The following is a 24563-nucleotide window of genomic DNA, read 5'->3' on the forward strand; positions in this document are numbered from 1 at the left end:
AAGTATGTTAATTAAATTATGATTTAAGTTTATTATTAAATAAATTTATAATACTAATATAGCCCTTTTCTTTAGCAATATCATATTCTTTTTCAAACACATTATTATTAACATCATTTATTTCATAATATTTAACTAATTGTTCGCATATTTCAAAATAACCTTTTGAAGAAGCTATATACAAAGCAGTATCTCCATTCATATTCTGCTCTTTTATAGAAGCATTATTTTTTAGCAGATGCTCCACTATCTTTGTTTTTCCATTATCTGCAGCTATCATTAAAGCTGTTTCTCCAAATTTATTTTTATTATTAATAATATCAGGATAAAGCTCTAAAATATATTGAACTATATCATCATATCCCTTGGCACATGCAAACATAAAGCAATTCCAGCCATTAATATCTGTCTGATAAATATCAGCACCTTTTTCTATTAAATATTTCACAGACTTTAAATTATCATATATAACCGCCCACATCAAATATGTAATAGATTTTTCATCTCCTTTTAAATCCATTCCATACATTAATAGAAGTTCAACAATATCTATATTTCCTGCTATTATAGCATGAACAATAGCATTTCTTTCTATGCTGTCAAAAGCATAAATGTCAGCATCATTATCAAGCAAAGTTTTTACTATCTCAATATTTCCAATATAGCATGCATACATAAGAGGAGTAACATAATCATCATCAGTCTGATTAACATTAACATTATGCTTTATTAATAACTCTATAATTTCTTTATTTTCTATTTCTATTGACAATATTAAAGCAGATTTCCCATTATCATTAACTCCGTCAGGCTGTACTTTATTCATAAGAAAATACTTAACTATATCTTTATGACCAGCAGATGCCGCTATAGCTAATGCTTTAGGAGCTTTCTTTCTTGAATTATCAAAAAAATATCTTACAACATCTAAATGCCCATTATAAGCGGCAGATATAAAAGCACTTGAAAATACATTATGTTTATTTAAGCCCAATTTTGAATGTATATAATGAACTAATGATAAATTACCGCTAATTGCTGCTATTGTTAAAGAATATTTTGGTATTTCTATATCGCCTCTATTGAGTATATACTCTACTATATCTATATTGCCGCTTGATATTGCATAGGATAATACTGTTTCCTCATATATATCAACATCATCTAAATTAGCCTTATTATCTATTAAAAATTTAACAGCCTCAAAATTTGATTTCTGACATGAATACATCAAAGGAGTTATATTAATATCTGTTTTCGCATTAACATCAGCCCCATTTTCTACAAGTAATTTTATAATATCAAAATGATTCTCCGAACATGAATAATGCAAAGGAGTTTCACTATTACAATTACTCAAATTTACAGAAGCATTATTTTTTATTAATATTTCCGCTATATCTCTATGTCCATTAGCACATGCTGTCATTAAAGGAGTTATACATAATTGATCCGCTTTATTAGGATCTGCACCTGCCTTTAATAGTAATTCAACTATTTCTTTATATCCACCTTTACAGGCATGCATTAATGGAGTTAAGCCCAATATATTACTTAAATTAACATCTATATCTTTATTTTTTAATAATATTTCAACAGCCAATATATTATTTTTGGCAGAAGCCTCATGTAATTCTATCTCAATTTCTCTCATAAATAATAACCCTCATACTATATATTAAATGTAATATAAAAGCATAAATAGTCAAATATATTTTACTTTCAAATATAACATATTAATAATAATTTAACAATTATCAAAAAAATATTATAAAAGCTATTGTAGCTATAGAACAATATAAAGCCGTACCAACTATATCGCATATAGAAGTAAGCATAGGTGCTCCGCTTATAGCAGGATCTATATTAAATTTGGTAAGTATAAAAGGCAGACAAAGCCCTATAACACTTCCAATAAATACTATACTAAACATTGATATAGAAACAATAGCCGCTATTTCTAATCCGCTCCTTATTAAACCTAATATATATGCCCCAGCAGCCATACTCAAACCTAACATAGAGGCAACTAATATTTCTTTTGAAAGCATATAAAACCAATCTTTTAACACCACATCTCCAATAGCCAAAGATCTTATAACAAGTGTAGCAGACTGACTTCCTGCATTACCTCCGCTTCCTATAAGCAAAGGAAGAAAAACGACTAAAACTATATGCTTTTGAAGAGTATTTTGAAATATACCTATGACACCGCCTGAAAATATATTAATAAATACTAATATTAAAAGCCATAATATCCTCTGCTTATAAAGAGTTGATATAGGTGTAATTTTCAAATTATCATCAAACTGATCCTCACTTGAAGTTATCCCTGCCATTTTATGAAAATCATCTGTATATTCTTCTTCTGCTATATCCATTATATCATCTACTGTAACTATCCCTATCATAGAATGTCTGTCATCAACAACGGCAAGAGAATGGAGATTATATTTTTTTATTATATCAATAGCATTTTCCTGATCTTCATAAGCTGATATATAAGGACAATTATTAGTTATTTCTGATATTAATGTATCTTTATCTGTAAAAAATAATTTTCTCAAAGCAATAGAGCCAATCAATGTTCTTTTTGCATCTATAACATACAAAGTAGTATATGTTTCTGATTCTTCTATATTACTTCTCACATATTCAAATGCTTCATTTACTGTCCAATCCGGTTTGATACTTATATATTCAGGGGTCATCAAACGACCTATGCTTCCTTCAGGATATGCTAAAAGCCATGAAGCTATTTCCCGCTCTTCACTTCCTAAAAGTTTTAGTATATTTTCAGACATAGTTTCAGGAATAGATGCCAAAAAATATGTTCTGTCATCAGGATTAATATTTTCCAGCAAATCTTTAATATCTAATTCCTGCATATCCTCTATGATTCTCTGCTGATCTATAGGTGCAAGTTCAGGAAATACTTTATAATAATAATCTTTTGGAAGTATACTAAAAACTTTATATTTATCATCATTTTTTAGAGAAGTGATGAGATTGGCTGTCTCTACCTCCTGCCATAAAGTAAGTATATCTCTTAATGCTTCCCATTCTTTTTCTTCTATTAGGTCCTCAATTTCCGGCTGTAAAAGTTCTTTAAGCATATTTTTTATCCTATTTATTAATAATATAAAATAAGTATGATAATAAATTAATAGCTAGTTCCAACCAAATAAGTACCTATTTGTACTCCAAAATCAAAAGAATGTATATTATATCTTGAATAATTAGGATTTTTGTAATTCATAGCAAAATCATAATTAAAGTATAAACCTGCTGCAATAGCGGCAAAACTGCTTAAATTATACTTAAAATCTATGGTAAACTTGAGATATGGTATAACAGCAGATGTAAATGATTTTTTTATTTCATCAGCATTTAATTTAGAATTATAATCTCCATCCTGCAAATTGGCAGCCAATGGTATTTTCGCCCCTGCTCCTATACCCAAAGAAAGAACTAAAAAAGTAACTCTAAACATAGCACCTGTATTTAAAGTATCAAATGTATAAGAAACTATTCCGGCATCTTGAGAGTTTATATATTTATAAGAACTTCTATAATATCCTATATCAGCTAAGACATCAAACCCCAATAATCCTCCGAAATCATAAAAATATCCCGGCTGAAGTAATACTCCGAAATCAAAAGAACTGCTTCCTTTTAATATATCAATTTTACTATTATCTAATCCTCTCAAATCAGCAAATGCAAAACTTCCTGTTAATGGAACAAATAAAGCAACACCGCCTCCATGCTGAGAAAATGCATTGATGCTAAAAAATACTATAAAAAATAATGATGCTGTTAATTTTTTCATAATGTTCTCTCTTAAATTTCTTATTTAGAATATATGTTTAATAATTATAATATAGAAAAAGCAATATAATGTCAAATAATTAAATTTCTATACTAAGCCCATCATAAGCAGGATACATATTTTTAGGCAGTTCTTTTTCCAAATGTCTATGCAAAACATCATGCGTCATATGAGTAAAATAAGCTTTTTTTACGCCTAATTTATCAGCTATATTTACAGATTCCTGCAAAGATAAATGGGTATGATGCTGCCTGTATCTTAATCCATTTAAAACTAAAACTTCAGTTCCTTCAATCAATTTCAAACTCTCATCGCTTATATGGCTTGCATCTGTTATATATGTAAAATTATTGAATCTATAACCAAGTATATTAAGAACCCCATGTTTTACAGCAATAGGAGTAACTTTAATATCATCAAAAATCATTTCATTTTCTATATGATGAAAAACTACCTGAGGAAGTCCGCCTCCTACTTGAACAGGATTAAAAAAGAAATCGTACTTCTCTCTCAAATTATCCATAGTATCTTTATTGCCATAACAATCTATTGCTGAATGCATTATAAAATTTAATGATCTCAAATCAACTATGCCGGAAGTATGATCTGCATGCTGATGCGTATAAAATACTGCTTCTAAACTATCAACTTTTTCTCTTAACATCTGAGCTCTAAAATCAGCGGAAGTATCTACTATATAATTTTTATCATTATGTCTTATCAGTATCGATGATCTTGTTCTCTTATCTCTTTTATCTTTGCTTCTGCATACTTTACATTTGCATCCTATCATAGGAACGCCGTCAGAAGTACCTGTACCCAAAAAAGTTATTTTCATGATATACCTCCTCTTTATAATATTATATAATTTATATTTTTTATATCAATACTTAATCTTTTCTATAAATCTTTTTGCTAAAAATGCAGCATCTATATTTTCCATACATATATGATTATTAGGACAGTTCTTTCTTTTGTAGCATCTTGCACATTCTAGTCCTTCTACTCTTATAGTTTCAGAATTTTTTGCAATTGGACCTACCCTCACCTCACTTGTAGGACCAAATATTGCTATAAGAGGTTTTTGAAATGCACATCCTGTATGCATAGGAAAAGAATCAACTGTAATCATTCCTTTAGAATTTCTTATCAAATATGCTAATTCAGGCAAATTAAAAAGTCCTGAAGTATTAACTACATTATCAAAACCATTAACTATCTCAGAACATTTTTCATTATAATCGGATGTAGCAGAAACTATTATTTGTATATCTTTTAATTTTTGTATTTCTCTTATTATTTCTCTTGATTTATTAACAGGCAAATCCTTAGTATCCCATCTTGAAAATGGAGAAAAAACTATATATTCACTATTTATATTAAAATTACTGTTTATAGAATACTTTATCTTCTCTATCCTTTCAGCAAAATCTATATCTATGTTCTTAGGCAAAAAATAGTCTAAATCTGTACCATCATCTGGGCAGTCTATAAACTTCAAAAAAGACAATAACCCTACTATCGCATTTATATCTTTATAGTAATTGCTCTTTACTCCTAACCATTTACCTTTGGCATATTTCTTTTTTGAATGACATAAATACAAAAATATAATACTCCTTTCAAGTCCCTGCAAATCCATAGCTATATCATAATGCTCTTTCCTTACATCTTTTATATGTGAAAAAAACTCCCTTATAGTAGAAAAAAACAATAAGGGAGATTTGAATATCTCGGTTTCATATCTGTATATATCCAAAACATACAATTTATTTATATAAGGATTATTTTCTAATATTCCTAAAGCTCTCTTATCTGTAACAACATCTATAGTGCAATCCGGCTTCCATTTTTTTAATGCCCTTATAACCGGAGTAATATGCAAAACATCTCCCAACGATGTTTGTTTTATTAAAAGTATCTTCATTATAGCAATGCCCTTATTAGATAATAATACAATCATATATATTTTTTTATAATAATCAATAAAAAATAATAAAAATACACAAAAAATACCGCAAACAGTATTGACAAAATTACTTTATATAGTAATATTACTATATAAAGTAATTAACAATAAAATTAAAAATTAAATATAAAAGGATTGAAAAATGAAAAGAAATAAAACTATAATTTTTACATTGATAATAATATTTGTATTGGTATCATCATTCACTATAAGCAAAAAGTATTTATATCCAAAAACTGAAACTGATGAAGTGATAACAATAGGAATAAGTCAGATGATAGAGCATGATGCATTAGATTTAATATATAAAGGCATAACAGATGAATTAAATAAATATTACAAAGACAGCAATAAAAAGATAAATATAGATTATAAAAATGCCCAAGGGGAACAGGCAAACTGCAATACGATAGCACAAAAGTTTGTTAATGATAAAAAAGACATAATAATAGCAATAGGCACACCTTCAGCACAATCGGCTGTTAATTTAACCAAGGATATACCAATAATAGTTTCAGGCATAGGAGATCCTATAGGTGCAAAGCTAGTAACTAATTTAAATAAACCGAATGTAAATGTAACAGGTGTTATAAATCTCCCTCCTATAGAAAAACAAATAGAACTCATGCATACACTATTACCAAATGCTAAAAAAATAGGACTTTTATACTGCTCAAGTGAAATTAATTCTGCATATCAAATAAAATTAGCGAAAGAAAAATTAGATTCTCTTGGAATTGAGTATGTTGATTTAACTGTTGCTAATGCCAATGAAATACAGCAAATTATGTTAAGTGCTGTAAATAAAGTAGATGCTATATTCTCTCCTACAGACAATATAATAGCAAACAGCATGGCTAATGTTGCTATGATAGAAGAAAGCACAAAAATTCCTGTTGTATGTGCCGATGCCAGCATGACAAAAATAGGAGGCACTGTTACATATTCAGTTGATTATTATGATATGGGAATACTTACAGCTAAAAAAACAATAGAAGTATTAGAAGGTATAAATGATATAAAAAACATACCATTAGAACCGTCTCAAAATCATGACTTTGTTGTTAATACTAATATGATTGATAAATTGGGACTTACAATACCAAACAATATTTATAATAATTAATACTATAATAAACAATAATAGTTCCTTTTTTTATATTACTACATAATAGATAGGCTTGCATTATATAATAATTGCAAGCCCTCTATTTTTAACATTTATCTGTTTTCCTTAAAAAAATGTTCTTCCACTCTTATACAAATTTCATGATATATAGCTTCATGAAATTCCTGAGATATATGAGTTTCTTTTGCCGGAGCTTTAATAGCAATATCAGCCATCTCAGCAAGTTTTCCTCCGTTTTCATTGGTAAAAGATATAACTTTTATTCCCATAGCCTTAGCAAGTTTAGCAGCATAAATAATATTTTTGGCATTTCCTGATGTGCTTATAGCAAAGAATATATCTCCTTTATCTCCGAATCCTAATAATTGCTGAGCAAATACTAAATAAGGCTCTTTATCATTAAGGTAAGCACTTGAAAGTCCTAAATGCGAAGTTAAAGCAACAGCTCTCAAAGGCGATTCCAAATTATCAGCAATATACTCTCCATCATCAAATTGTAAAAGACCCTTTCTTATCTCTTCATTAATAGGACGCTTCTTTAAAAAACTCTTTAATAACTCTCCTGCTATATGCTCACTATCACAGGCACTTCCTCCGTTTCCTGCTATTAAAACTTTATTTCCTCTTTCATAGCATTTTATAGTTTCATCTATAGCAGATTCAATATTCGATTTTATATTCTCCAATTTTGGAATTCTTTTTATTAATTCTTCTATCATTTAATATTCCTTAAAATAAATTATAATTAATGAAAAATTTATAAAATATTATTCAGAAGCACCATATTCTGTTAAAAATGATATCAAAGTATCAGGCTTTTTATAATTATTCTTAACATAAGTAAGAGCAGTTCTTCCATTTTTATCTCTTGCATTAATATCTATTCCATTGTCGCAAAGAATCTTAGCAACAGGAAGCATATTCTCACTTTTATCAGCCGACATAAAAACCATTATTAATGCATTATCTCCATCATTATTAACAGCATTTATATTAACTTTATAATCAATCAAAGTCTGAACTATATCAGCATACAACTTATATGAAGCTATATGCAAAGCAGTTTCACCATAACTATTGGCAGCATTAACATCAGCTTTTGCCTTTAATAAAATCTTTATAATATCATGATATCCGCCTGCAGCAGCCATTAATAAAGCAGTATATCCCACTTTGTCAGCAATATTCGGATCCGCTTTAGAATTAATCAAAAGCCTTACAATAGCAGTATGTCCATGATGTGAGGCAAGCATCAATCCTGTAACTCCGTCCTCTGATACAGTATCAATATTAACCTTTTTATTGATAAAAGATACAACCGCATCATATTTACCCTCTTCACAGGATTTTAAAAATTTGCTTTCATTATCAGTCAAGCCATAAGATACATTAACCAATAGTGCCAAAATGAAAATAATATTTATTAAATTTTTCATAAACAACTCAATATATATAACTATTATATATAATATCATTAAAATAATATTTGTAAAATATTTTTTTAAATTATTAATACATTTAAATTATTAATACATTCCGCCATCAACGCTTATAACTTGTTTAGTAATATAATTAGAATCATCAGACAATAAAAAATTTACAGCATTAGCAACATCTTCAGGTTTTCCTATTCTTTTCAAAGCTATCATATTTTTAGCATGCTCTATTATTTCATCATTTATCATCTCGCTTTCAATAATACCCGGAGCAATACAATTTACAGTAATATTTCTTTTACCTAATTCTATAGCTAAAGATTTAACAGCACCTATTAGTCCCGCCTTAGAAGCAGCATAATTAACCTGCCCCCTATTACCAATAATACCTGATATTGAACTTATTGCTATAATTCTTCCGCCTTTTCTTGCTCTTATTATATGCATAATAATAGGATTAACTACATTATAAAAACTTTTAAGATTAACATCCATAACATTATCCCATTCATCTTCAGTCATAGCAGGAAAAGCATTGTCCATAGTTATTCCAGATGAAAGCACTATGCCGTAATAAGAACCGTTTTCTTCTATATCTTTAACAAGAATATTTTTAACCTCTTCTCTGTCTGTAATATTCATTTTCAAAAATCTTATATTAACATCATAATCTTTTGCAAAACATTTTATTTTTTCTATAAAAGAATCATTTTTATTGTAGCACATTACAGCATCGTATCCGTTTTCTATAACTTTTTTTGATATAGCAAATCCGATACTTCCTGAAGCACCTGTTATTAAAATAGATTTATTTTTCATTTTATATCCGTTTATACTATATTTTAAAAGCATCTGCCAAACTTTCCATAACCATTATAAAACAGTCCATAATTTTATTGCCGTCATTAACTATTTTTTTATATTCATCTAAAGTATTTATATCATCATTATAAAGAACAGTCTCTGCATCATAATAAGCGATTTTTTTATCATTAAAAGTTTCTTTCACAAATATATAAACTCTATTATCAGATCTTATCTTTTGTATATAACAATCAGCTTTTTTTATATTTAAAATAAAACCTATTCTTTTATTATCATCATTATCAGATAAAGCACCATTATAAGCAGCAGCAGTCTGTGCTGCATATTCAGTAAATATATAAGAATCTATACCTTCAGGCTCTGAAATATCATAAAAAATATTATCTTTCTTAATATCAGAAAAAGAAAGTATCTCTTTATCATCAAAATTAATGTCCGCAATGCCATCTATTAAAAGCATTTTTCCTTTATGCGGTATATTCAATTTATATTTATTTTTCATAATATTATTAATACAAAATTATTTTCCCACTATCAAACAAGTATTGCTTCCTCCAAAACCAAAGGATACGCTCATACAATTTTCAAGTCTTTCGGCCTTAACTTTAGCTGTAACCAAATTTATTTTATCCAATGTATCATCATACTCCCCATCATATAAATGCGGAGGAAGTATTTTTTCTTTATTAATATCAGAAAGTGCAATATAGCAAACTCCAAGCTCCATAGCAGCTGCAGCCCCTATAGTATGACCGAATGATGTTTTACTAGAACTGCAGTATATATTAGCAGCATTAACTATATTGAGAGTAGTGCTTTCCATTTTATCATTTATTGAAGTGCCTGTGCCATGAAGATTAATATAATCTATATCATTTATATTCATATCAGCATGTTTTAAAGCATCATTGATACATTTGCTTGTAGTAGTGCCGTTTATATCAGGACTAGTCATGTGATGAGAATCTGAATTACTATTATAGCCTTTAAGATATAAAGCATTTTTTGAATCAATTAAATTATCTTTGGCAAGAACTGTAAAAGCAGCACCTTCTCCTAAATTTATACCTTTTCTGTTTTTTGAAAAAGAATTAGTTTTATTATAATCAACCACTTCAAGCGAATCAAATCCGTAAACGACAGTGTCAGTTACAACATCAGCTCCTCCAACTATAGCAGCATCTATCACACCGCTTCTTATAAGCTCATCTGCCGCTATTATGGCATTTGCACTAGAAGTACATGCAGTAGATACAGTAAATGATATGCCTGAAACATCAAAATATTTCTTTAAAAAATCACAGCATATATTAAGGCTTTGCATAATCAATATTTTTTTCTCATCAATTACACTTCCTTTTAATATATAATCCTTAGTTTCATCGCTTCCATTCTCGCAAGTACCTACTATAACGGATATTCTATTTTTTCCGTATCTCTTTTTAGCCTCATCTATTATAGGCTTTAATTGATTAACCGCATGCAAAGCCATTTTATTTATTTTATTATTATAAGGGTTATCAAGCTCAAAATTAAAAAAGTCATTATCTATTTTTCCTAAGAAAAATTTTTTGGCATAATCATTATTTTCTTTTAAACCGTATTCTCCGTTTAAAAAATATCTATTATATAATTCTTCCTTATTCCTAGCCAAACAATTAATAATTCCGAAATCTAATAATACATTACTCATACAATACCTCAGAGTCGAGTATATAATTCTATAACAAAAAAGTCAAATTATTTAATATTATTATTTTTTATCAATTTATTAAAATTAAATAATACAGGAGAAATTATAAATGATGATAAAATTCCAATAAATAAAAATAATCCGAAAGATTTTACAGGTATAAAACTGCTGAATGCTAATGTGCCAAATGATAATACAGTTGTCATCATAGACAAAAATACCGCTAAAAATGTAATCTCTTTATCTGCCGCACTATTTGAGAAAAATATAGAATAATCTATTGATATTCCTATTGACAGTATCAAAGCAAATATAGAAAATATATTTATATTAATACCAAATATAGAGTGTATTGATAAATTTATTAATACAGACATTAACTGTACAATTATTATAGCTATAGCCTTGCTAGTTTCAAAAAATATTATCATAGCTATAAATATTATAATATAGGCAATTACAGCCATTTTTACAGCAGTTTTTGCCGTATTATCCAAAGCGTCATTAATTTCCTCATTTATATTGAATATTTTTACATCATTATTATCTGATTTTATTATATTATTTGTATCATAATCACTTGTTGCTATAATAAAATATTTATTATTATTAGTAACTATAACTTTATTTAAATCATTGAAATTTGTATTTTCAAGTATTTTATTTATATCAAGAACTTCATCTTTAGTGTCTTCAAATTCTGATTTTATTTTATTATAAGAATAAAAATCTAAATTCAGAGCATCGGTCTGTTTTTTTAATATAGGAATTAATTTATCATTTACTAACTTAATATTATCTCTTTGCCTCTCTTCTGAATATAATATTTTAGATATAGCTGTGTAATTATTATTACTAAAATTATCTTCTATACTCTCTTCTGCTGATAATGCATCTGAAAGAGTATCCCCTCTTGAAATAATAATATTTTTTGCAAGAGATGTATTCAATCTATTATAAACTTCTCTTTCGCTATTAAATAAAAAGTCAGGTGTATTATAAAGCTGATTAGCAGAGAAATTTATTTTTATTTTAGGTATGAATATTATAGAAACTATAATAACTGCTATCAATATAATTAATACATTTCTTATGCTTATTATTTTTACATAATCATTCAATATATTCTTACTTCTATTAAGTATAGACTTATTTATAACACTTTTATCATTCTTAAATAATACAGGATATATTATGTTTACTGTGAGAAAAGAACTTAAAAGTCCGAATATGGAAAATACTGCTATCTGTTTCAACAATATAAGAGAAGTTAAAGATAATGATAAATAACTCACTATAGTAGTTATAAATCCCAAAAGCATGCTTGGAAATATTTTTCTCAATACTTCTTTTTTATCTTCTTCATTATACCATTCAGTTATAAAATGTATAGAATGATCTATTGATATACCTATAAGGCTTGTTCCGAATACAAATGTAAATATATGAATGGAATCAAAAAATACAGATGAATATAAAAATGCTGATAATCCGGATAATAATATAGTACACATTGAAATTATATAAGGCTTCAAAGATTTGAATATAAAAATAAATATAAGACAAATAACAATAAATGACACTATAGATATAATAGTAATTTCAAACTTGGCACTTTTCTGACTATAATAAGTATGCACTGGTACGCCTGAAATATATGTATTTACATTTCCTTCTATTTCTAATATTTTTAAATAATCTGTAATATCATCAAAAAACTTTTCGTTATCAATACTTTTAGGCATATCAATATTAACAAGAATATTATATTTATCATTATAATTTATAAACTGTATTGAATCTCTGGACTGTAAATTATTTTCTGAAGAGAGAATATCATTTATTTTTGAATTAACAGTTAAAAAAGGATCATCTTCAATATTATCTACTATAGGTATAAAAAAAGGAGAATAAAAATTTGCTAAGGCATTTTTAGCAACAATATACGCCTCATCATTCAATAAATAATTTCTTATCTCTTTTGAAAGAAGCTGATATTTATATTTTATCATTATAGTTAAAATATCATCATAATTTCTGGAATATAAATTGACTGAAACATTACTATAAGACTGTTTTATATATTCATCTAATTTTAATGCATTATATTTTGCATCATCAAAATTTTCACTTTCTATAAATATTTTTACACTGCTTGAATTTTTATAAAAGAAATCTTCCAAAGGTTTTTGAAAATCTTTATCTTCTAAGAACTTAGGTGTTATAGATAAAAAATTAGTATCTATTTTTGCTGTTTTTTCAAATCTTACTAAAAATAATATAACTGCAAATAAATGAAAAATTATCCAAATAATCGTAAAAATGGTTCTTCTATTATTATTCAGAATAGTTTTATTCAAAATATTTTATCTCCTCAGAAGTTATTTTATTAGATTTAGATAAAACTTCCATTATATATTCAGTAGTGCTGTTATTAGAAGAATACATTTTTATTTTTTCTATATATCCGGAAGTAGAAAAAGTTACTTCTATCTTTTCTATTATTTTTTTAATCTCGCTAGTTTTGGGGCTATAAACTGCAGTATTTCCATTCATACTTTGATTGAATGATTCATTTATAGTTTTCTCATCATAAGTAAAAATTGATTTTATTATATTAGCTATCTGAGCAAACATAGCATTATTAGAATCAGCCATAACTTTCTTTTTTCCGTCAGGCATTATCTGAACTACATTTTTTTCCCCCATTACCGTTACAGACTCTTGAGGAGTTTTAGTAAACCAGCATATACCATAACCATTTACTATAATAAAATCCCCTGAAGATTCAAAACTTCTTCCCTTCTGAGTTACTATTTGAGTATAATTGCCTTTCAATAGTTTTGCATTTTTATATTCATCTTTAACTTGAGTAAACAAAACAGATGTAAATATAAAGCAAGTCATAATTATAAAATAAATATTTTTCATATTGATTATCCATTATTATTAATTTTTTCTATTCTATCTACAAAATCTTTAGGATTATTCAAAAAACCTTTTCTAGTTTCTGAATCTATAGGCATTTGCAATGTGCTTGATTTAGATATGATTTTATTATTTTCATCATAAAAAGTATATTCCACTCTCATGCCATTTAAATATTCGGTAATAGCTGTATGTATCCTAATTTTTTGATTTAATTTAATAGAATTTATATATTTAATTTCTAATTTTACTATAGGCCACATAATACCTTTAGCAGTCATAATATCATAATTATAATCTATAATTTCAAGCATAGCCTCCCTAGCCTGCTCCATAAACTTTATATAATTTCCATGCCAAACAACACCCATAGGATCCAAATCATAAAAAGACGGCTTTATATAATAATCATTTTCTAAATAATATTTTTTATTTGACATAAATTAATCCCCTTTATACCAAAAATCATGAAAATTATACCACTGATATGGATATTCTATAGCTTTTTGTTCTATAATAGAAGCAAACTCTTTTGTTAATTCTAATATAACCTCATTTTTCTTTTTTCTATTTTTTAATTCTTCATCATTCAGTTTTATTTTTGAAGGATATATATAAAAATTATATTTCTTTGAAAGTATTTTATCATTCTCTCTCAAAGCAAAGAAATAATAAACAGGATATCTAAGCAAAATAGGTATCAAAAAAGCTCCGCATGGGAAAGGTGCTTCTTCTCCTAAAAAATTTATATAATTAACTTTATCAGTTTTATTGCTTGTTCTGTCTCCTGCTATCGCTACTATCTCACCATTATTCAATTTATCCTCAATACTTATTATAGTATGCGGTCCTATATTAGAAGCATCTATAAAGTCTATAAAAGAATTATTTTTACTCTCACTAAGAACTATATTAACATTTTTATTAACCTTAGGATCTATTATTATATTTATTTTATAGTTTTTTATAGGATTACCTTCATTAATAGCTGCTAATCCTTTTAAAAGCTCAATATTTCCTATATGAGAAAATAATATTATCATTCCTTTTTTTCTATTAAGCAGATCAATAACTTCATTATAACTATCTTTAGTTTTTATTACCAAATCAGTTATAGGTATATCTCCATTCCAAGCTGAAAATTTTTCTGAAACAGATACTACAAATGAAAGTAAATGCCTATAAGAACTAATAAAATTCGACTTGATTTTTTTATTATATTTAGACATTTTTTTTAAATACTCTCTGGAAGCCTGCATTCTAGTTCTTGAATAAAAGAAATAAAATATACTTATAGGAATAAGATAAAGTATTACAAAAGTTCTTCCTAAAATTTTATAAACAGATATAGAAAATAATGCTTTCCATCTCTTACCTATCTCTTTTTCTTCCGTCCAATGAGCCATAGAAAAACCTTTAAGAAAAATACAATTTACCGTCTGAATATTTTTTATTATCATCATACATTTTAAATGAAATAATATTATCAGAAAAATGAGATTCTATAAAAATATTTGTATTTGGAAGAATCATATTTGTAAATTTTAATTTTAATAATTTACTTATTATTAACTTTTTATTAGAAATATCTTTAAATATATCAGCAAGCATTTTTATTTGAGCTATAGCAGGAAGAATTTTAAAATTATCAAAATGTCCGTCAAAATAAATTAAATCTTCACTTATAAATACTTTAACTCTAAACATATCAGGTGTATGTTCTTCTATAGTATAATCTATAAAAAAATCAGACAATTTAATTTCCTTCCATTATAGCATCAAGAGCCTCTCTGTCAATTTTACCAATTTCATTTCTAGGTATAGAATCAACAAAATATATTTTTTTAGGCAATACTATCGTTTCAAAATAATCTTTTAAATAATAAATAACATATTTCTTCATATCTTCCAAATTTCTATTTTTGTTATTCATTACTATAAAAGAAGCAATATATTCTCTTTTATCAGATTTACAGTATATAGTATAACTGTCTTTAAAATGCTTATCCATCAATATTTGTCTGTCTATCTGCTGTACGCTTATTCTTTTACCCTCTATTTTTACTATTGAATCTTCTCTGCCTAAAAGTTCAAACTCATCATCATTTTTCATATTCACAACATCGCCCACATGTATCCAAACATCATCACCTGTATATCCTGAACAGCATTCTATACTTCCATTTTCATCAACTTTAATTTTTACAACACTAAGTCTTGTCCATAATTTATTTTCACTTCTTCGTCTGTATCCAATAGCACCAGCCTCAGTACTTCCATAAATTTCTGTAACATCACTACCAAATACATCTTTGCAAAGATCATTAATTTTCTCTTCAAGCATTCCTGTAGAAGAAAATAAATACCATTTAGATTTTATTTTTAAAGAAGATGCATCTATTCTCTTTAAAAAAGCAGGCGTAGTAACCATAGTAATTTTGTCATAATCTGAAAAATTATTAGCAGTCTCTAAATAATTTATTCTATTATTTATACATCTAACTTCAAGCATAAAAGGAACTAATACTGCAAAAACAAAACCATAACTATGATAATGAGGAACTGTATACAAAAATAAAGAATCTTTAATACTATCTGTAAATTGATTAACTATTTTAACCGCCTCAGCTTCAAACTGCTTTAAAGTTTTTTCTATAAGTTTAGGATATCCTGTAGAGCCTGAGGTATAAAAATTTATATATACATTTTCATCTATTATCGTTTCTTTAAGTACATCAAACCATTTATCATTACACTCGCTTTCAAAAACTTCATCTAAATTTAAATCTGATTTTTCTGTATCTGATATATAAACCATAGTATCATTTATTATGCTTTCAACATATTTAGGACTATTATTGTTTAAAACATTTACTCTTTTTTTAAGAATAAATCCGGCAGTAATAACTGAAATAAATCTATAAGCATTTTCAATAAATACTGTAATAGTATCTTTTTCAAATTTAGAAATATATTCTAAACTTTTAACTATATCAGAAACAAACTCTTTATATTTTATAAAATTCTTATTTTCTTTATGAATAAGAAAAATATCCTCTGAATCTTTTAATGAATAAAAATTTGTATTGCTTAATTTTCTCATAATATTTTTATTTATTATCTGAATTTTCCCTTATATATTTTGCCAAAGTTGCAACAGAATAAAAATACTGTTTATTATTTTCTTCTATATCAGAAAAAGTAATGTTAAACTTTTTTCTAATAGCAACACCTATTTCCAAAGCATCTATAGAATCAAGTCCTAATTCATCTCCGAATAAAGGAGCATCTGTATCTATATCTTCTATGGATACGCCTTCCAAATTTGCCGATTCTATTACAATTTGCTTTATTTGATCTTCAATACTCATATAGTTTTCTCCTTAATTATAATTTCACATAAATCTATCAATAAAATATATTATTTTTTTATTAATTTTATTTTTCCTAATTCTAAATCGGAAGTATCAGTTGATATAAATTTAATAAAATCTATAATTGAATTTTCATCTTTATCTGCATCGCTGTCAATTGAATCAATATAGATATTTGGATCTTTTTTAGAAATAAGACAGGAAAATGCAAATGAATAATTACCATCTGCAGATATCTCTTCATAACTCTCTGGTAATTTTTCATCGGCTATTAATATAAGAGCTTTATCATCATCAGAAGTTTTTAAGAAAGCAATGGCCTGTATAAGAGCTGTATCTATAAAATTATTGTAGCATGTAACTGCAATAGCTCTTTTATAATTTTTATAAAAAATAGTAAGCTGTGCTACTGCTGTGTTAAAAACAGAAAAACTAAAAAGTGCAGGAGATACCTCATGTTCTGTAACTATCTTTTTTGACATATTATACTGCTGTTTTATTTCTCCGTATTTAGATACAAAAAAAAATGGTATCTGATCATTTGCATTTAAAATATTTTTAACTGATTCAAAAGAAAATTTAGTTATTTGGCTTAATCTTCTTTTTTGAGCTTTTGGTATGAAATCCAATTCAGGATTAGAATCTCCATAAGTAATTTTTATATCATTATTTATATTTTCCAATATAATTTTTTTATCCATATTAGGAGCAAAAAAATCCCAATCCAACACTCTAAAACTTAAATCCAGCATAAACTTCCTAAAACAAAAATTATAATTTCACTTTTTTTTATTATACAAAATTATCCTATAAAGTCAACTATAATATACTTACTTAATAAATCAATATAACAAAAAACAGACTATAAAATATAATACTTTATAGTTATAGACAATCATAATATATAAGTATTTGATATAATTATATAATAAATTAAACTAAATAATTATAAAAACAATATTGACATTGGAGTGCACTCTAATGCTATAATATAGAAAAATAAAGGAGGTAATTAATACATGACAATAGCAGAAGTTAGCAAAAAAACTGAGTTATCTGCTGATGCTTTAAGGTATTATGAAAGAATAGGAATAATACCAGAAGTAGAAAGAAGTGAAAGCGGAATAAGAAATTATACTGATTATGATTTGGGCTGGATAGAGTTTTCAAAATGTATGAGAAATTCTGGTATGTCTATAGAATCGATAATAGAATATATTAAGCTCTATAATAAAGGCGATGCTACATTGGAGGCTAGAAAACAGCTTTTAGTAAGTCAAAGAGATGCTATGCAGGAAAAATTAAATGAACTTCAGGCTACTTTAGATAAACTAAATAAAAAAATAGAAAATTATGGACATCAAATGTCAGTTCATGAAAAAGATATGCTTAAATCTAAAAATAATGATTAAGGATAAATATTTATGAAAATAAAAAAATATTTTTTAAGTTTATTAATTTTTTCTATTATGTCATCTATAGCATGCAATTCAGTTTACGGAGATAATACAACTATGGAAAATTTAAATACTTTAAATACTTCAATTAATGTAAAAATAAAAGATAAAGAATACAAATTAAAATTATATGATAATCAAACAGCGAAAGATTTTTTAGCTCTTCTTCCTTTAACTGTTAATATGAACGATTTAAACAGCAATGAAAAATATTATAATTTAAGTAAAAATCTCACAACTAAAACTGAAAATATAGGCAGTATAAAAACAGGCGATTTTTTACTATATGGTAATAACTGCATAGTATTATTTTATGAAAGTTTTAGAACTTCATACAGTTATACGAGACTTGGATATATAGAAAATACCAAAGGTTTAAAAGAAGCACTTGGAAGAGGAAGCGTAGAAATAATTTTTAGTGCCTCTAGTGAAAATTAAAAAAATTATAAAAATAGCTATTGACATTGGAGTGAACTCTAATGCTATAATTTGAAAATAATTGATAAATAAAAAGTAGTTAACAATAAAAACTTTAATTGTTTGATTTTGAATTAGATAATAATGATATGAATGAAATATCAAAGCTCGATACAAAAAAGAGTTTATTTTTATCGCATACTGATATTGAAACTGTAAAATATTTATGCAATTATAAAATTTGATAGTTTGTAATTTAATTATAAATTTCTTCCATAAGAAATAAACAAATATTGTAATGCATTATAGGTGTATAGTTTATAAATTAATAAAAAGGATAAATGATGAAAAAAATATTTTTTAGTTTTTTATTTACTTTCATTTTAATTATCACAATATTTTTATTAAATAAAAAAGCAGAGGCAAATACTAATATGGAAAACAATAAAGTAGTTTTTAATTTTAATACAAAAATAGCAAAATTAAACAGCGGATACGAAATACCATTAAACGGAATAGGTACATACAGTCTATTAAATGATGAATGCTACAATTCTATACTTTTCGCTTTACAAAATGGAGTTAGATTAATTGATACTGCCTATATATACAGAAATGAAGAAGAAGTAGGAAGAGCTATAAGAGATTCAAAGGTTGATAGAAAAGACATTTTTATTATTACAAAATTATATCCTAATCAATACAGCGATGCAGAAAATGCTATAAATGAGGCATTAAAAAAGTTAGATATTGAATATATTGACATGATGCTTCTTCATCACCCAGGACAAAATGATGTTGAAGCATACAAGGCTATAGAGAAAGCAGTAAGAGAAGGAAAGATTCGCTCTATAGGACTTTCTAATTGGTACATAAAAGAATTAAAAGAGTTTCTTCCTAAAATAAGTATAATGCCTGCTTTGGTTCAGAATGAAATACACCCTTATTATCAGGATACTGATGTTATAGAGTATATTCAAAGTTTGGGAATAGCAGTTCAAGGCTGGTATCCTTTGGGAGGAAGAGAACATCAAAGAGAACTTTTAAATGATAAAGTATTAAAAGACATTGCTCAAAAATATAAAAAGTCTGTTGCACAAATTATATTAAGATGGAATTTGCAAAGAGAAGTAATTGTAATACCGGGTTCTAGTAATAGAGATCATATAATAGAAAATACAGAAATATATGATTTTGAATTAAGTGATGATGATATGAAAAAAATATCAGAATTAAACCGCAATGAAAAACATGATTGGTATTAAAAATTAATTGATATGTGATTTATATATAGAGTTTTTAAAGTACATATTTTTTAAGCAAATAAAAAAGTATATAGAGGGTTTTGGTTAATAGTTAATTTTTAGGTGAGTTTATTGACAGCAGCAAATATAAAATTTAGGGTGTCTTTTAAGAGCCTTTAATCCATAATTTTTTATTAGCAACAACTATAAAAATTGCGAGCATCTGCTAAATTTATTTGGCAGATACTTTGCCAAAGGCACGCAAAGCGAGCGAACAATTTTTATTAGCAACAATGAAATAAACGAGCTTCTAGAAATTTTAAGCGAGTTTATTGATAGCAACAAATATAAAAATTTCGGGCGCCTTTTAAGAGCCTTTAAGCCATAAATTTTTATTAGCAACAAATATAAAAATTGTGAGCATCTGACAAATTTATTTGGCAGATACTTTGCCAAAGGCACGCAAAGCGAGCGAACAATTTTTATTAGTAACAATAGGAGCAATTATGCAAAAAAGAAAATTAGGTAATTTAGAAGTATCAGAAATAGGTTTAGGCTGTATAGGATACGGTGTCATGTATGATGAGCATTATGACAAAAGAGAATTAATATCCGTTATACATGAGGCTATAGAATTGGGTATTAATTTCTTTGATACGGCAGAGGCGTACGGTCCATACAAAAATGAGGAGGTTGTAGGAGAGGCATTAGAAAAATATAGAGATAAAGTTGTAATAGCTACAAAATGCGGAATAAAAACTGTAAACGGCAAACCTGTACTTAGTGCTAAAAGAGAAACTATAATAAAATCATTGGAAGGTTCATTAAAAAGACTTAAAACAGACTGTATTGATTTGTACTATATTCATAGAGTTGACCCTAATACTCCAATAGAAGAAGCAGCCGATACAATGAAAGATCTAATAAAAGAAGGTAAAATAAAGCATTGGGGTATTTCTGAAGCAGGTGTTAATACTATAAAAAAAGCTGATGAAGTATGCAAATTGACAGCCATACAAAGCGAATATTCTATAATGTGGAGAGAGCCAGAAAATGAACTTATACCATTATTAGAAAAATTAAATATTGGTTTTGTACCTTTCTCACCTTTGGGTAAAGGATTTTTAACAGGAAGATTTAATAATGCTTCTGACTTCTCAAATAATGATTTTAGAAGCTCTATTCCTAGATTTCAAAAAGAAAATATAAAAGATAATTATAGTTTAGTTGAAGTTTTGGAAGATATAGCTAGAAGAAAAAATGTAACAAAATCTCAAATAGCATTAGCTTGGGTGGTGCATCAAAAACCATTTATAGTACCAATATTCGGAACAAGAAAAATAGAGAGATTAAGGGAGAATATAGCTTCTGTTAATATAGAGTTTAGCAAAGAGGAATTAGAAGATATTAATAAAGCTATTTCAAGCATAAAAATATATGGAGACAGATATCCAAAGGAGCATTTAGAGATAGTAGGAAAATGAAGAACTAATTAAAAACAAGTTTATTTATAAGAGTAAATATAAAAATTTTTGGTGTATTTTAAGAGCCTTTAAGCCAAAAATTTTTATTAGCAACAACTATAAAAATTGTGAGCGTCTGCTAAATTTATTTAGCAGATGCTTGAGGCGAACAATTTTTATTAATAATAATAGGAGCAATTATGAAAATATTAATAGCATATTATTCTCATTCAGCAAATACTAAAAAACTTGCTGAGCTTATAGGAAAAGTTTTAAAATCAGAATTTCAAAATGTAAAAACAGACTTCTTTTATACTGAGCCAGAAAAACAATACTCATCAAACTATAATAAAGTATTGGACGAAGCCAAAAGAGATATAAAAAATAATCATAAACCAAAATTAAAAAATAATATTGGAAGCATAGAGGATTATGATGTTATATTTATAGGAAGCCCTAATTGGTGGAATACTATAGCATCTCCTGTAGCTTCTTTTATAAGCAGTTTTGACTTTTCTAATAAAATTATTATGCCTTTCTGTACACATGGCGGAGGCGGAGCTGGTATAATAAGAACAGATATAGAAAAATTGACTAAATCAAAACAGGTTGGAAAAATATTAAGCGTATACGGAAGTACAAGCAGTATAAATAATTCAGAAAACGAAATAAAAAAATGGATTAAAGATATAAAAATAAATGTAAAATAAAAAATTAAATAAAAATAAAGGATAAATAAAATGTCAGATTATGAATACCAAAAAGCACCAGAAAAAACAATATTTATAAAAAAAGGAGAAGGAAAAAAATTCAAAGGCTCAAAAGAATGTTTTACAGGCGATGTTGAAGTAGAATTATTGACAGATGCTAATGAAGATTCTCATTTCTCTGTAGCCTATGTAACATTTGAGGCAGGGGCAAGAAGTGCATGGCATACTCACCCATGCGGTCAACATTTAATAGTAGTTGAAGGCATAGGACTTACTCAGGAAGAAGGCGGAGAGATTTTAGAGTTTCATGAGGGAGAAGCACTTTACTGCCCTAAATATAAAAAACATTGGCATGGAGCATCTCCAGACTGCAGAATGAAGCACATTGCAATAACAGGTGATAAAGACGGTAATAATGTTACTTGGTTAGAACATGTTAGCGATGAAGAGTATAATGCTTATAAAAAGAAATAATTTATTTAATTAACTGCACAAAACTTATAAAAAATATGAGTGCCTTTTATAAATAAGACACTCATAATAAAATTTACTATACACTTATAGTAAATAAAGTTTCTATACTATATTTACTTTTCAATTAGCCATTCATCACCATATTTTTTTACTTGTAAAATTACAGCCTCTCCTGCCTCATTACTTATGCATAGAGAATCTCCATCATAATTTACTATATCTTTAAGCGTCATTTCATTAGTTATAATATTAAGATAATAATCAATTTCCTGAGTAGCTAAAAACCAGTCTGCTTCCATACCCTCAACAGCTCCGTCATTTTGTTTATTTTCTTCCAAATGCTTTTTTATTTCTTCAAAACTATTTTCTAAATTTTTAATATAATTGTCAGAGAAATATCCTGAGTTCTCAAATTTGGATATATATAGATAAACATTTTCCATATTAATCTCATAATATCCGCCGCCCTCAAAATCAAAATCTACAGTTTTATTAAAAATATCATCTAATTCACTGTAATTTTCAGCATACCATCTGCAAGCATTATAATACGCTTTTTCTCTAGTGCTTTTATCATCAGCATTTATTATTTCAGGAGATTTTTTATATATACCAGTAAATCCATAGCTTCCGTTAGGCTCTGTTACCATAATAGTATCAGCACTTATAGGTTGAATAGATACAATATAACCTCCATCAGCACCTACAACCTCTTCATAATCTAAAGTCTGAGAACCTATACCGCAATAAGGTTCAACATACTGATTTTCTTGTAATACCATTTTACTAACATCTGTACTTTGAATATTAGTTACTGTTTGTCCGTTTTCATCTGTAGTTATATTAATAGCATAAAAATAGAATGTTCCGTCATCATTTTTCTTTAATTCTATAGAAGAATTATTATTTGAATATATACCGTCAAAATTATAAGTATTAATATCCCCTACTTCTTCTGTTCTGTAGTCTGATTTTGATATTAATATACCTTCAAGTCTTTGATTATATTTCTGAAAAGTTACATCTGCTTTATTATCATAAGGGAAATTATCAAAATTAGGATTTTCTTTTACTTCTCTATAATAGTAATTAGAATAATAATTTTCTTTTTCCCATTTACTCATTATAGTTTCATTGGGATCGCCTTCATAACCTTGATAATTATCTTCATAAAGAATTCCGTTTTTTACTGAAAAGCCTTTATAATTTGTAGCAATATTACTTGGTCCTTTTTCGTACTTATCCTGTATATTATAAAGTTCATAATAATAAGCATTAGTTCCATCTTTTGAAGATTCAAAGATATAATTTTTATCCTCTCTATAACTTCCATACTCAAATACATACTCTATATCACCGTTATCTTTGAAAGTGTATTTAGCATTGCCGCTTATAATTATTTTATTTTTTACCTTATCCAAAAATGCTGCATCTTCTTTTGATAATATTTTTTCTGCTGGTATAGTTTCATTTGACTGTACTGCTTCATTTGTATTAACATTGTTATTAGAAGTAGTTTGATTATCCGTTTTACTGCCGCACTGAATTATAATTAAAGACATTATTGTAATTAATAAAAATATTTTTTTCATACTATATCTCCATAACAAAT

General features: G+C 26.8%; 26 protein-coding genes. 7 read left to right on the plus strand and 19 right to left on the minus strand.

All coding sequences use genetic code 11. The features are described from left to right. Nucleotides 1-16: 16 nt before the first annotated feature. The 5 genes from A966_RS11145 to A966_RS11165 all read right to left on the minus strand — a co-directional run bounded on the left by A966_RS11145 (nt 17) and on the right by A966_RS11165 (nt 5759). Entirely contained in the window at nt 17-1654 is a 1638-nt protein-coding gene (locus tag A966_RS11145; RefSeq protein WP_008725627.1) for an ankyrin repeat domain-containing protein, read from the minus strand. A gap of 103 nt (nt 1655-1757) precedes the next feature. After that, nucleotides 1758-3116: a magnesium transporter gene (mgtE, locus tag A966_RS11150; protein WP_008725629.1), complete on the minus strand. Its 1359-nt coding sequence runs from the start codon at nt 3114-3116 to the stop codon at nt 1758-1760. Nucleotides 3117-3163: 47 nt separating this feature from the next. After that, nucleotides 3164-3832 (minus strand): hypothetical protein, encoded by a 669-nt coding sequence (locus A966_RS11155; protein ID WP_008725632.1) that lies wholly within the window; start codon nt 3830-3832, stop codon nt 3164-3166. 79 nt (nt 3833-3911) lie between these two features. After that, on the minus strand, nt 3912-4670 hold the full coding sequence (locus A966_RS11160) for an MBL fold metallo-hydrolase (protein WP_008725633.1): 759 nt from the start codon (nt 4668-4670) through the stop codon (nt 3912-3914). A 45-nt stretch (nt 4671-4715) separates the two neighbouring features. Then, nucleotides 4716-5759 carry a glycosyltransferase family 9 protein gene (locus A966_RS11165; RefSeq protein WP_008725636.1) on the minus strand — a complete coding sequence of 348 codons (1044 nt, stop codon included), beginning with the start codon at nt 5757-5759 and terminating at the stop codon, nt 4716-4718. Nucleotides 5760-5943: 184 nt separating this feature from the next. On the opposite strand from A966_RS11165, the gene A966_RS11170 reads away from it, so the two are divergent. Then, nucleotides 5944-6927 (plus strand): ABC transporter substrate-binding protein, encoded by a 984-nt coding sequence (locus A966_RS11170; RefSeq protein ID WP_008725638.1) that lies wholly within the window; start codon nt 5944-5946, stop codon nt 6925-6927. Nucleotides 6928-7022: 95 nt separating this feature from the next. On the opposite strand, the gene A966_RS11175 is transcribed toward A966_RS11170, so the two are convergent. The 13 genes from A966_RS11175 to A966_RS11235 form a co-directional block, all read right to left on the minus strand. After that, on the minus strand, nt 7023-7649 hold the full coding sequence (locus A966_RS11175; protein WP_008725641.1) for a D-sedoheptulose-7-phosphate isomerase: 627 nt from the start codon (nt 7647-7649) through the stop codon (nt 7023-7025). A gap of 48 nt (nt 7650-7697) precedes the next feature. Further along, entirely contained in the window at nt 7698-8366 is a 669-nt protein-coding gene (locus tag A966_RS11180; protein ID WP_008725644.1) for an ankyrin repeat domain-containing protein, read from the minus strand. 90 nt (nt 8367-8456) lie between these two features. Continuing rightward, entirely contained in the window at nt 8457-9185 is a 729-nt protein-coding gene (gene fabG / locus A966_RS11185; protein WP_039955763.1) for a 3-oxoacyl-ACP reductase FabG, read from the minus strand. 16 nt (nt 9186-9201) lie between these two features. Next, nucleotides 9202-9693, minus strand: a complete 492-nt coding sequence (locus tag A966_RS11190; RefSeq protein ID WP_008725647.1) for a hotdog family protein — start codon at nt 9691-9693, stop codon at nt 9202-9204. 18 nt (nt 9694-9711) lie between these two features. After that, nucleotides 9712-10884 (minus strand): beta-ketoacyl synthase N-terminal-like domain-containing protein, encoded by a 1173-nt coding sequence (locus tag A966_RS11195; RefSeq protein ID WP_008725650.1) that lies wholly within the window; start codon nt 10882-10884, stop codon nt 9712-9714. A 47-nt stretch (nt 10885-10931) separates the two neighbouring features. After that, the gene (locus A966_RS11200; protein ID WP_008725653.1) at nt 10932-13244 is read right to left on the minus strand and encodes an MMPL family transporter; all 2313 of its coding nucleotides are present in this window, start codon (nt 13242-13244) and stop codon (nt 10932-10934) included. Then, nucleotides 13237-13815 (minus strand): LolA family protein, encoded by a 579-nt coding sequence (locus A966_RS11205; RefSeq protein WP_008725655.1) that lies wholly within the window; start codon nt 13813-13815, stop codon nt 13237-13239. The genes A966_RS11200 and A966_RS11205 overlap by 8 nt, the downstream gene beginning before the upstream one ends. A gap of 5 nt (nt 13816-13820) precedes the next feature. Next, nucleotides 13821-14252 carry an acyl-CoA thioesterase gene (locus A966_RS11210; RefSeq protein ID WP_008725658.1) on the minus strand — a complete coding sequence of 144 codons (432 nt, stop codon included), beginning with the start codon at nt 14250-14252 and terminating at the stop codon, nt 13821-13823. A 3-nt stretch (nt 14253-14255) separates the two neighbouring features. Beyond that, nucleotides 14256-15218: an LpxL/LpxP family acyltransferase gene (locus A966_RS11215; RefSeq protein WP_039955765.1), complete on the minus strand. Its 963-nt coding sequence runs from the start codon at nt 15216-15218 to the stop codon at nt 14256-14258. A gap of 10 nt (nt 15219-15228) precedes the next feature. Next, a complete protein-coding gene (locus A966_RS11220) occupies nt 15229-15567 on the minus strand; it encodes a 3-hydroxyacyl-ACP dehydratase (RefSeq protein WP_008725661.1) in 339 nt (112 codons plus the stop codon). 1 nt (nt 15568) lies between these two features. Further along, the gene (locus A966_RS11225) at nt 15569-16915 is read right to left on the minus strand and encodes an AMP-binding protein (protein ID WP_008725663.1); all 1347 of its coding nucleotides are present in this window, start codon (nt 16913-16915) and stop codon (nt 15569-15571) included. A gap of 7 nt (nt 16916-16922) precedes the next feature. Next, nucleotides 16923-17183, minus strand: a complete 261-nt coding sequence (locus A966_RS11230; protein ID WP_008725666.1) for a phosphopantetheine-binding protein — start codon at nt 17181-17183, stop codon at nt 16923-16925. 50 nt (nt 17184-17233) lie between these two features. Continuing rightward, on the minus strand, nt 17234-17938 hold the full coding sequence (locus A966_RS11235; RefSeq protein ID WP_008725668.1) for a beta-ketoacyl synthase chain length factor: 705 nt from the start codon (nt 17936-17938) through the stop codon (nt 17234-17236). A 267-nt stretch (nt 17939-18205) separates the two neighbouring features. Between A966_RS11235 and A966_RS11240 the strand changes: the two genes are divergently transcribed. From A966_RS11240 to A966_RS11265, 6 genes are all read left to right on the plus strand, one after another. Then, nucleotides 18206-18598 (plus strand): MerR family transcriptional regulator, encoded by a 393-nt coding sequence (locus A966_RS11240; RefSeq protein ID WP_008725670.1) that lies wholly within the window; start codon nt 18206-18208, stop codon nt 18596-18598. A 12-nt stretch (nt 18599-18610) separates the two neighbouring features. Next, nucleotides 18611-19081: a cyclophilin-like fold protein gene (locus A966_RS11245; RefSeq protein WP_008725672.1), complete on the plus strand. Its 471-nt coding sequence runs from the start codon at nt 18611-18613 to the stop codon at nt 19079-19081. 323 nt (nt 19082-19404) lie between these two features. Next, nucleotides 19405-20325, plus strand: coding sequence for an aldo/keto reductase (locus tag A966_RS11250; RefSeq protein ID WP_008725674.1), 921 nt, complete (start codon nt 19405-19407; stop codon nt 20323-20325). A gap of 485 nt (nt 20326-20810) precedes the next feature. Then, nucleotides 20811-21788, plus strand: a complete 978-nt coding sequence (locus A966_RS11255) for an aldo/keto reductase (RefSeq protein WP_008725676.1) — start codon at nt 20811-20813, stop codon at nt 21786-21788. Nucleotides 21789-21967: 179 nt separating this feature from the next. Next, nucleotides 21968-22477, plus strand: coding sequence for a flavodoxin (locus A966_RS11260; protein WP_008725678.1), 510 nt, complete (start codon nt 21968-21970; stop codon nt 22475-22477). A gap of 30 nt (nt 22478-22507) precedes the next feature. Further along, nucleotides 22508-22951, plus strand: a complete 444-nt coding sequence (locus tag A966_RS11265; RefSeq protein ID WP_008725680.1) for a (R)-mandelonitrile lyase — start codon at nt 22508-22510, stop codon at nt 22949-22951. A 113-nt stretch (nt 22952-23064) separates the two neighbouring features. Here A966_RS11265 and A966_RS11270 read toward each other — a convergent pair whose 3' ends face one another. After that, on the minus strand, nt 23065-24543 hold the full coding sequence (locus A966_RS11270; RefSeq protein WP_008725682.1) for a hypothetical protein: 1479 nt from the start codon (nt 24541-24543) through the stop codon (nt 23065-23067). Nucleotides 24544-24563: the final 20 nt, after the last annotated feature.

This window comes from Brachyspira hampsonii 30446 (genome assembly GCF_000316195.1).
In the GTDB taxonomy this organism is placed as follows: Bacteria; Spirochaetota; Brachyspiria; order Brachyspirales; family Brachyspiraceae; genus Brachyspira; species Brachyspira hampsonii_C.

Bases quoted from the DNA above. Each gene is read 5' to 3' on its own strand.
- A966_RS11145 (WP_008725627.1), bottom strand. From the start codon at position 1,654: ATGAGAGAAATTGAGATAGAATTACATGAGGCTTCTGCCAAAAATAAT.
- mgtE (WP_008725629.1), bottom strand. From the start codon at position 3,116: ATGCTTAAAGAACTTTTACAGCCGGAAATTGAGGACCTAATAGAAGAA.
- A966_RS11155 (WP_008725632.1), bottom strand. From the start codon at position 3,832: ATGAAAAAATTAACAGCATCATTATTTTTTATAGTATTTTTTAGCATC.
- A966_RS11160 (WP_008725633.1), bottom strand. From the start codon at position 4,670: ATGAAAATAACTTTTTTGGGTACAGGTACTTCTGACGGCGTTCCTATG.
- A966_RS11165 (WP_008725636.1), bottom strand. From the start codon at position 5,759: ATGAAGATACTTTTAATAAAACAAACATCGTTGGGAGATGTTTTGCAT.
- A966_RS11170 (WP_008725638.1), top strand. From the start codon at position 5,944: ATGAAAAGAAATAAAACTATAATTTTTACATTGATAATAATATTTGTA.
- A966_RS11175 (WP_008725641.1), bottom strand. From the start codon at position 7,649: ATGATAGAAGAATTAATAAAAAGAATTCCAAAATTGGAGAATATAAAA.
- A966_RS11180 (WP_008725644.1), bottom strand. From the start codon at position 8,366: ATGAAAAATTTAATAAATATTATTTTCATTTTGGCACTATTGGTTAAT.
- fabG (WP_039955763.1), bottom strand. From the start codon at position 9,185: ATGAAAAATAAATCTATTTTAATAACAGGTGCTTCAGGAAGTATCGGA.
- A966_RS11190 (WP_008725647.1), bottom strand. From the start codon at position 9,693: ATGAAAAATAAATATAAATTGAATATACCGCATAAAGGAAAAATGCTT.
- A966_RS11195 (WP_008725650.1), bottom strand. From the start codon at position 10,884: ATGAGTAATGTATTATTAGATTTCGGAATTATTAATTGTTTGGCTAGG.
- A966_RS11205 (WP_008725655.1), bottom strand. From the start codon at position 13,815: ATGAAAAATATTTATTTTATAATTATGACTTGCTTTATATTTACATCT.
- A966_RS11210 (WP_008725658.1), bottom strand. From the start codon at position 14,252: ATGTCAAATAAAAAATATTATTTAGAAAATGATTATTATATAAAGCCG.
- A966_RS11215 (WP_039955765.1), bottom strand. From the start codon at position 15,218: ATGGCTCATTGGACGGAAGAAAAAGAGATAGGTAAGAGATGGAAAGCA.
- A966_RS11225 (WP_008725663.1), bottom strand. From the start codon at position 16,915: ATGAGAAAATTAAGCAATACAAATTTTTATTCATTAAAAGATTCAGAG.
- A966_RS11230 (WP_008725666.1), bottom strand. From the start codon at position 17,183: ATGAGTATTGAAGATCAAATAAAGCAAATTGTAATAGAATCGGCAAAT.
- A966_RS11235 (WP_008725668.1), bottom strand. From the start codon at position 17,938: ATGCTGGATTTAAGTTTTAGAGTGTTGGATTGGGATTTTTTTGCTCCT.
- A966_RS11240 (WP_008725670.1), top strand. From the start codon at position 18,206: ATGACAATAGCAGAAGTTAGCAAAAAAACTGAGTTATCTGCTGATGCT.
- A966_RS11245 (WP_008725672.1), top strand. From the start codon at position 18,611: ATGAAAATAAAAAAATATTTTTTAAGTTTATTAATTTTTTCTATTATG.
- A966_RS11250 (WP_008725674.1), top strand. From the start codon at position 19,405: ATGAAAAAAATATTTTTTAGTTTTTTATTTACTTTCATTTTAATTATC.
- A966_RS11255 (WP_008725676.1), top strand. From the start codon at position 20,811: ATGCAAAAAAGAAAATTAGGTAATTTAGAAGTATCAGAAATAGGTTTA.
- A966_RS11260 (WP_008725678.1), top strand. From the start codon at position 21,968: ATGAAAATATTAATAGCATATTATTCTCATTCAGCAAATACTAAAAAA.
- A966_RS11265 (WP_008725680.1), top strand. From the start codon at position 22,508: ATGTCAGATTATGAATACCAAAAAGCACCAGAAAAAACAATATTTATA.
- A966_RS11270 (WP_008725682.1), bottom strand. From the start codon at position 24,543: ATGAAAAAAATATTTTTATTAATTACAATAATGTCTTTAATTATAATT.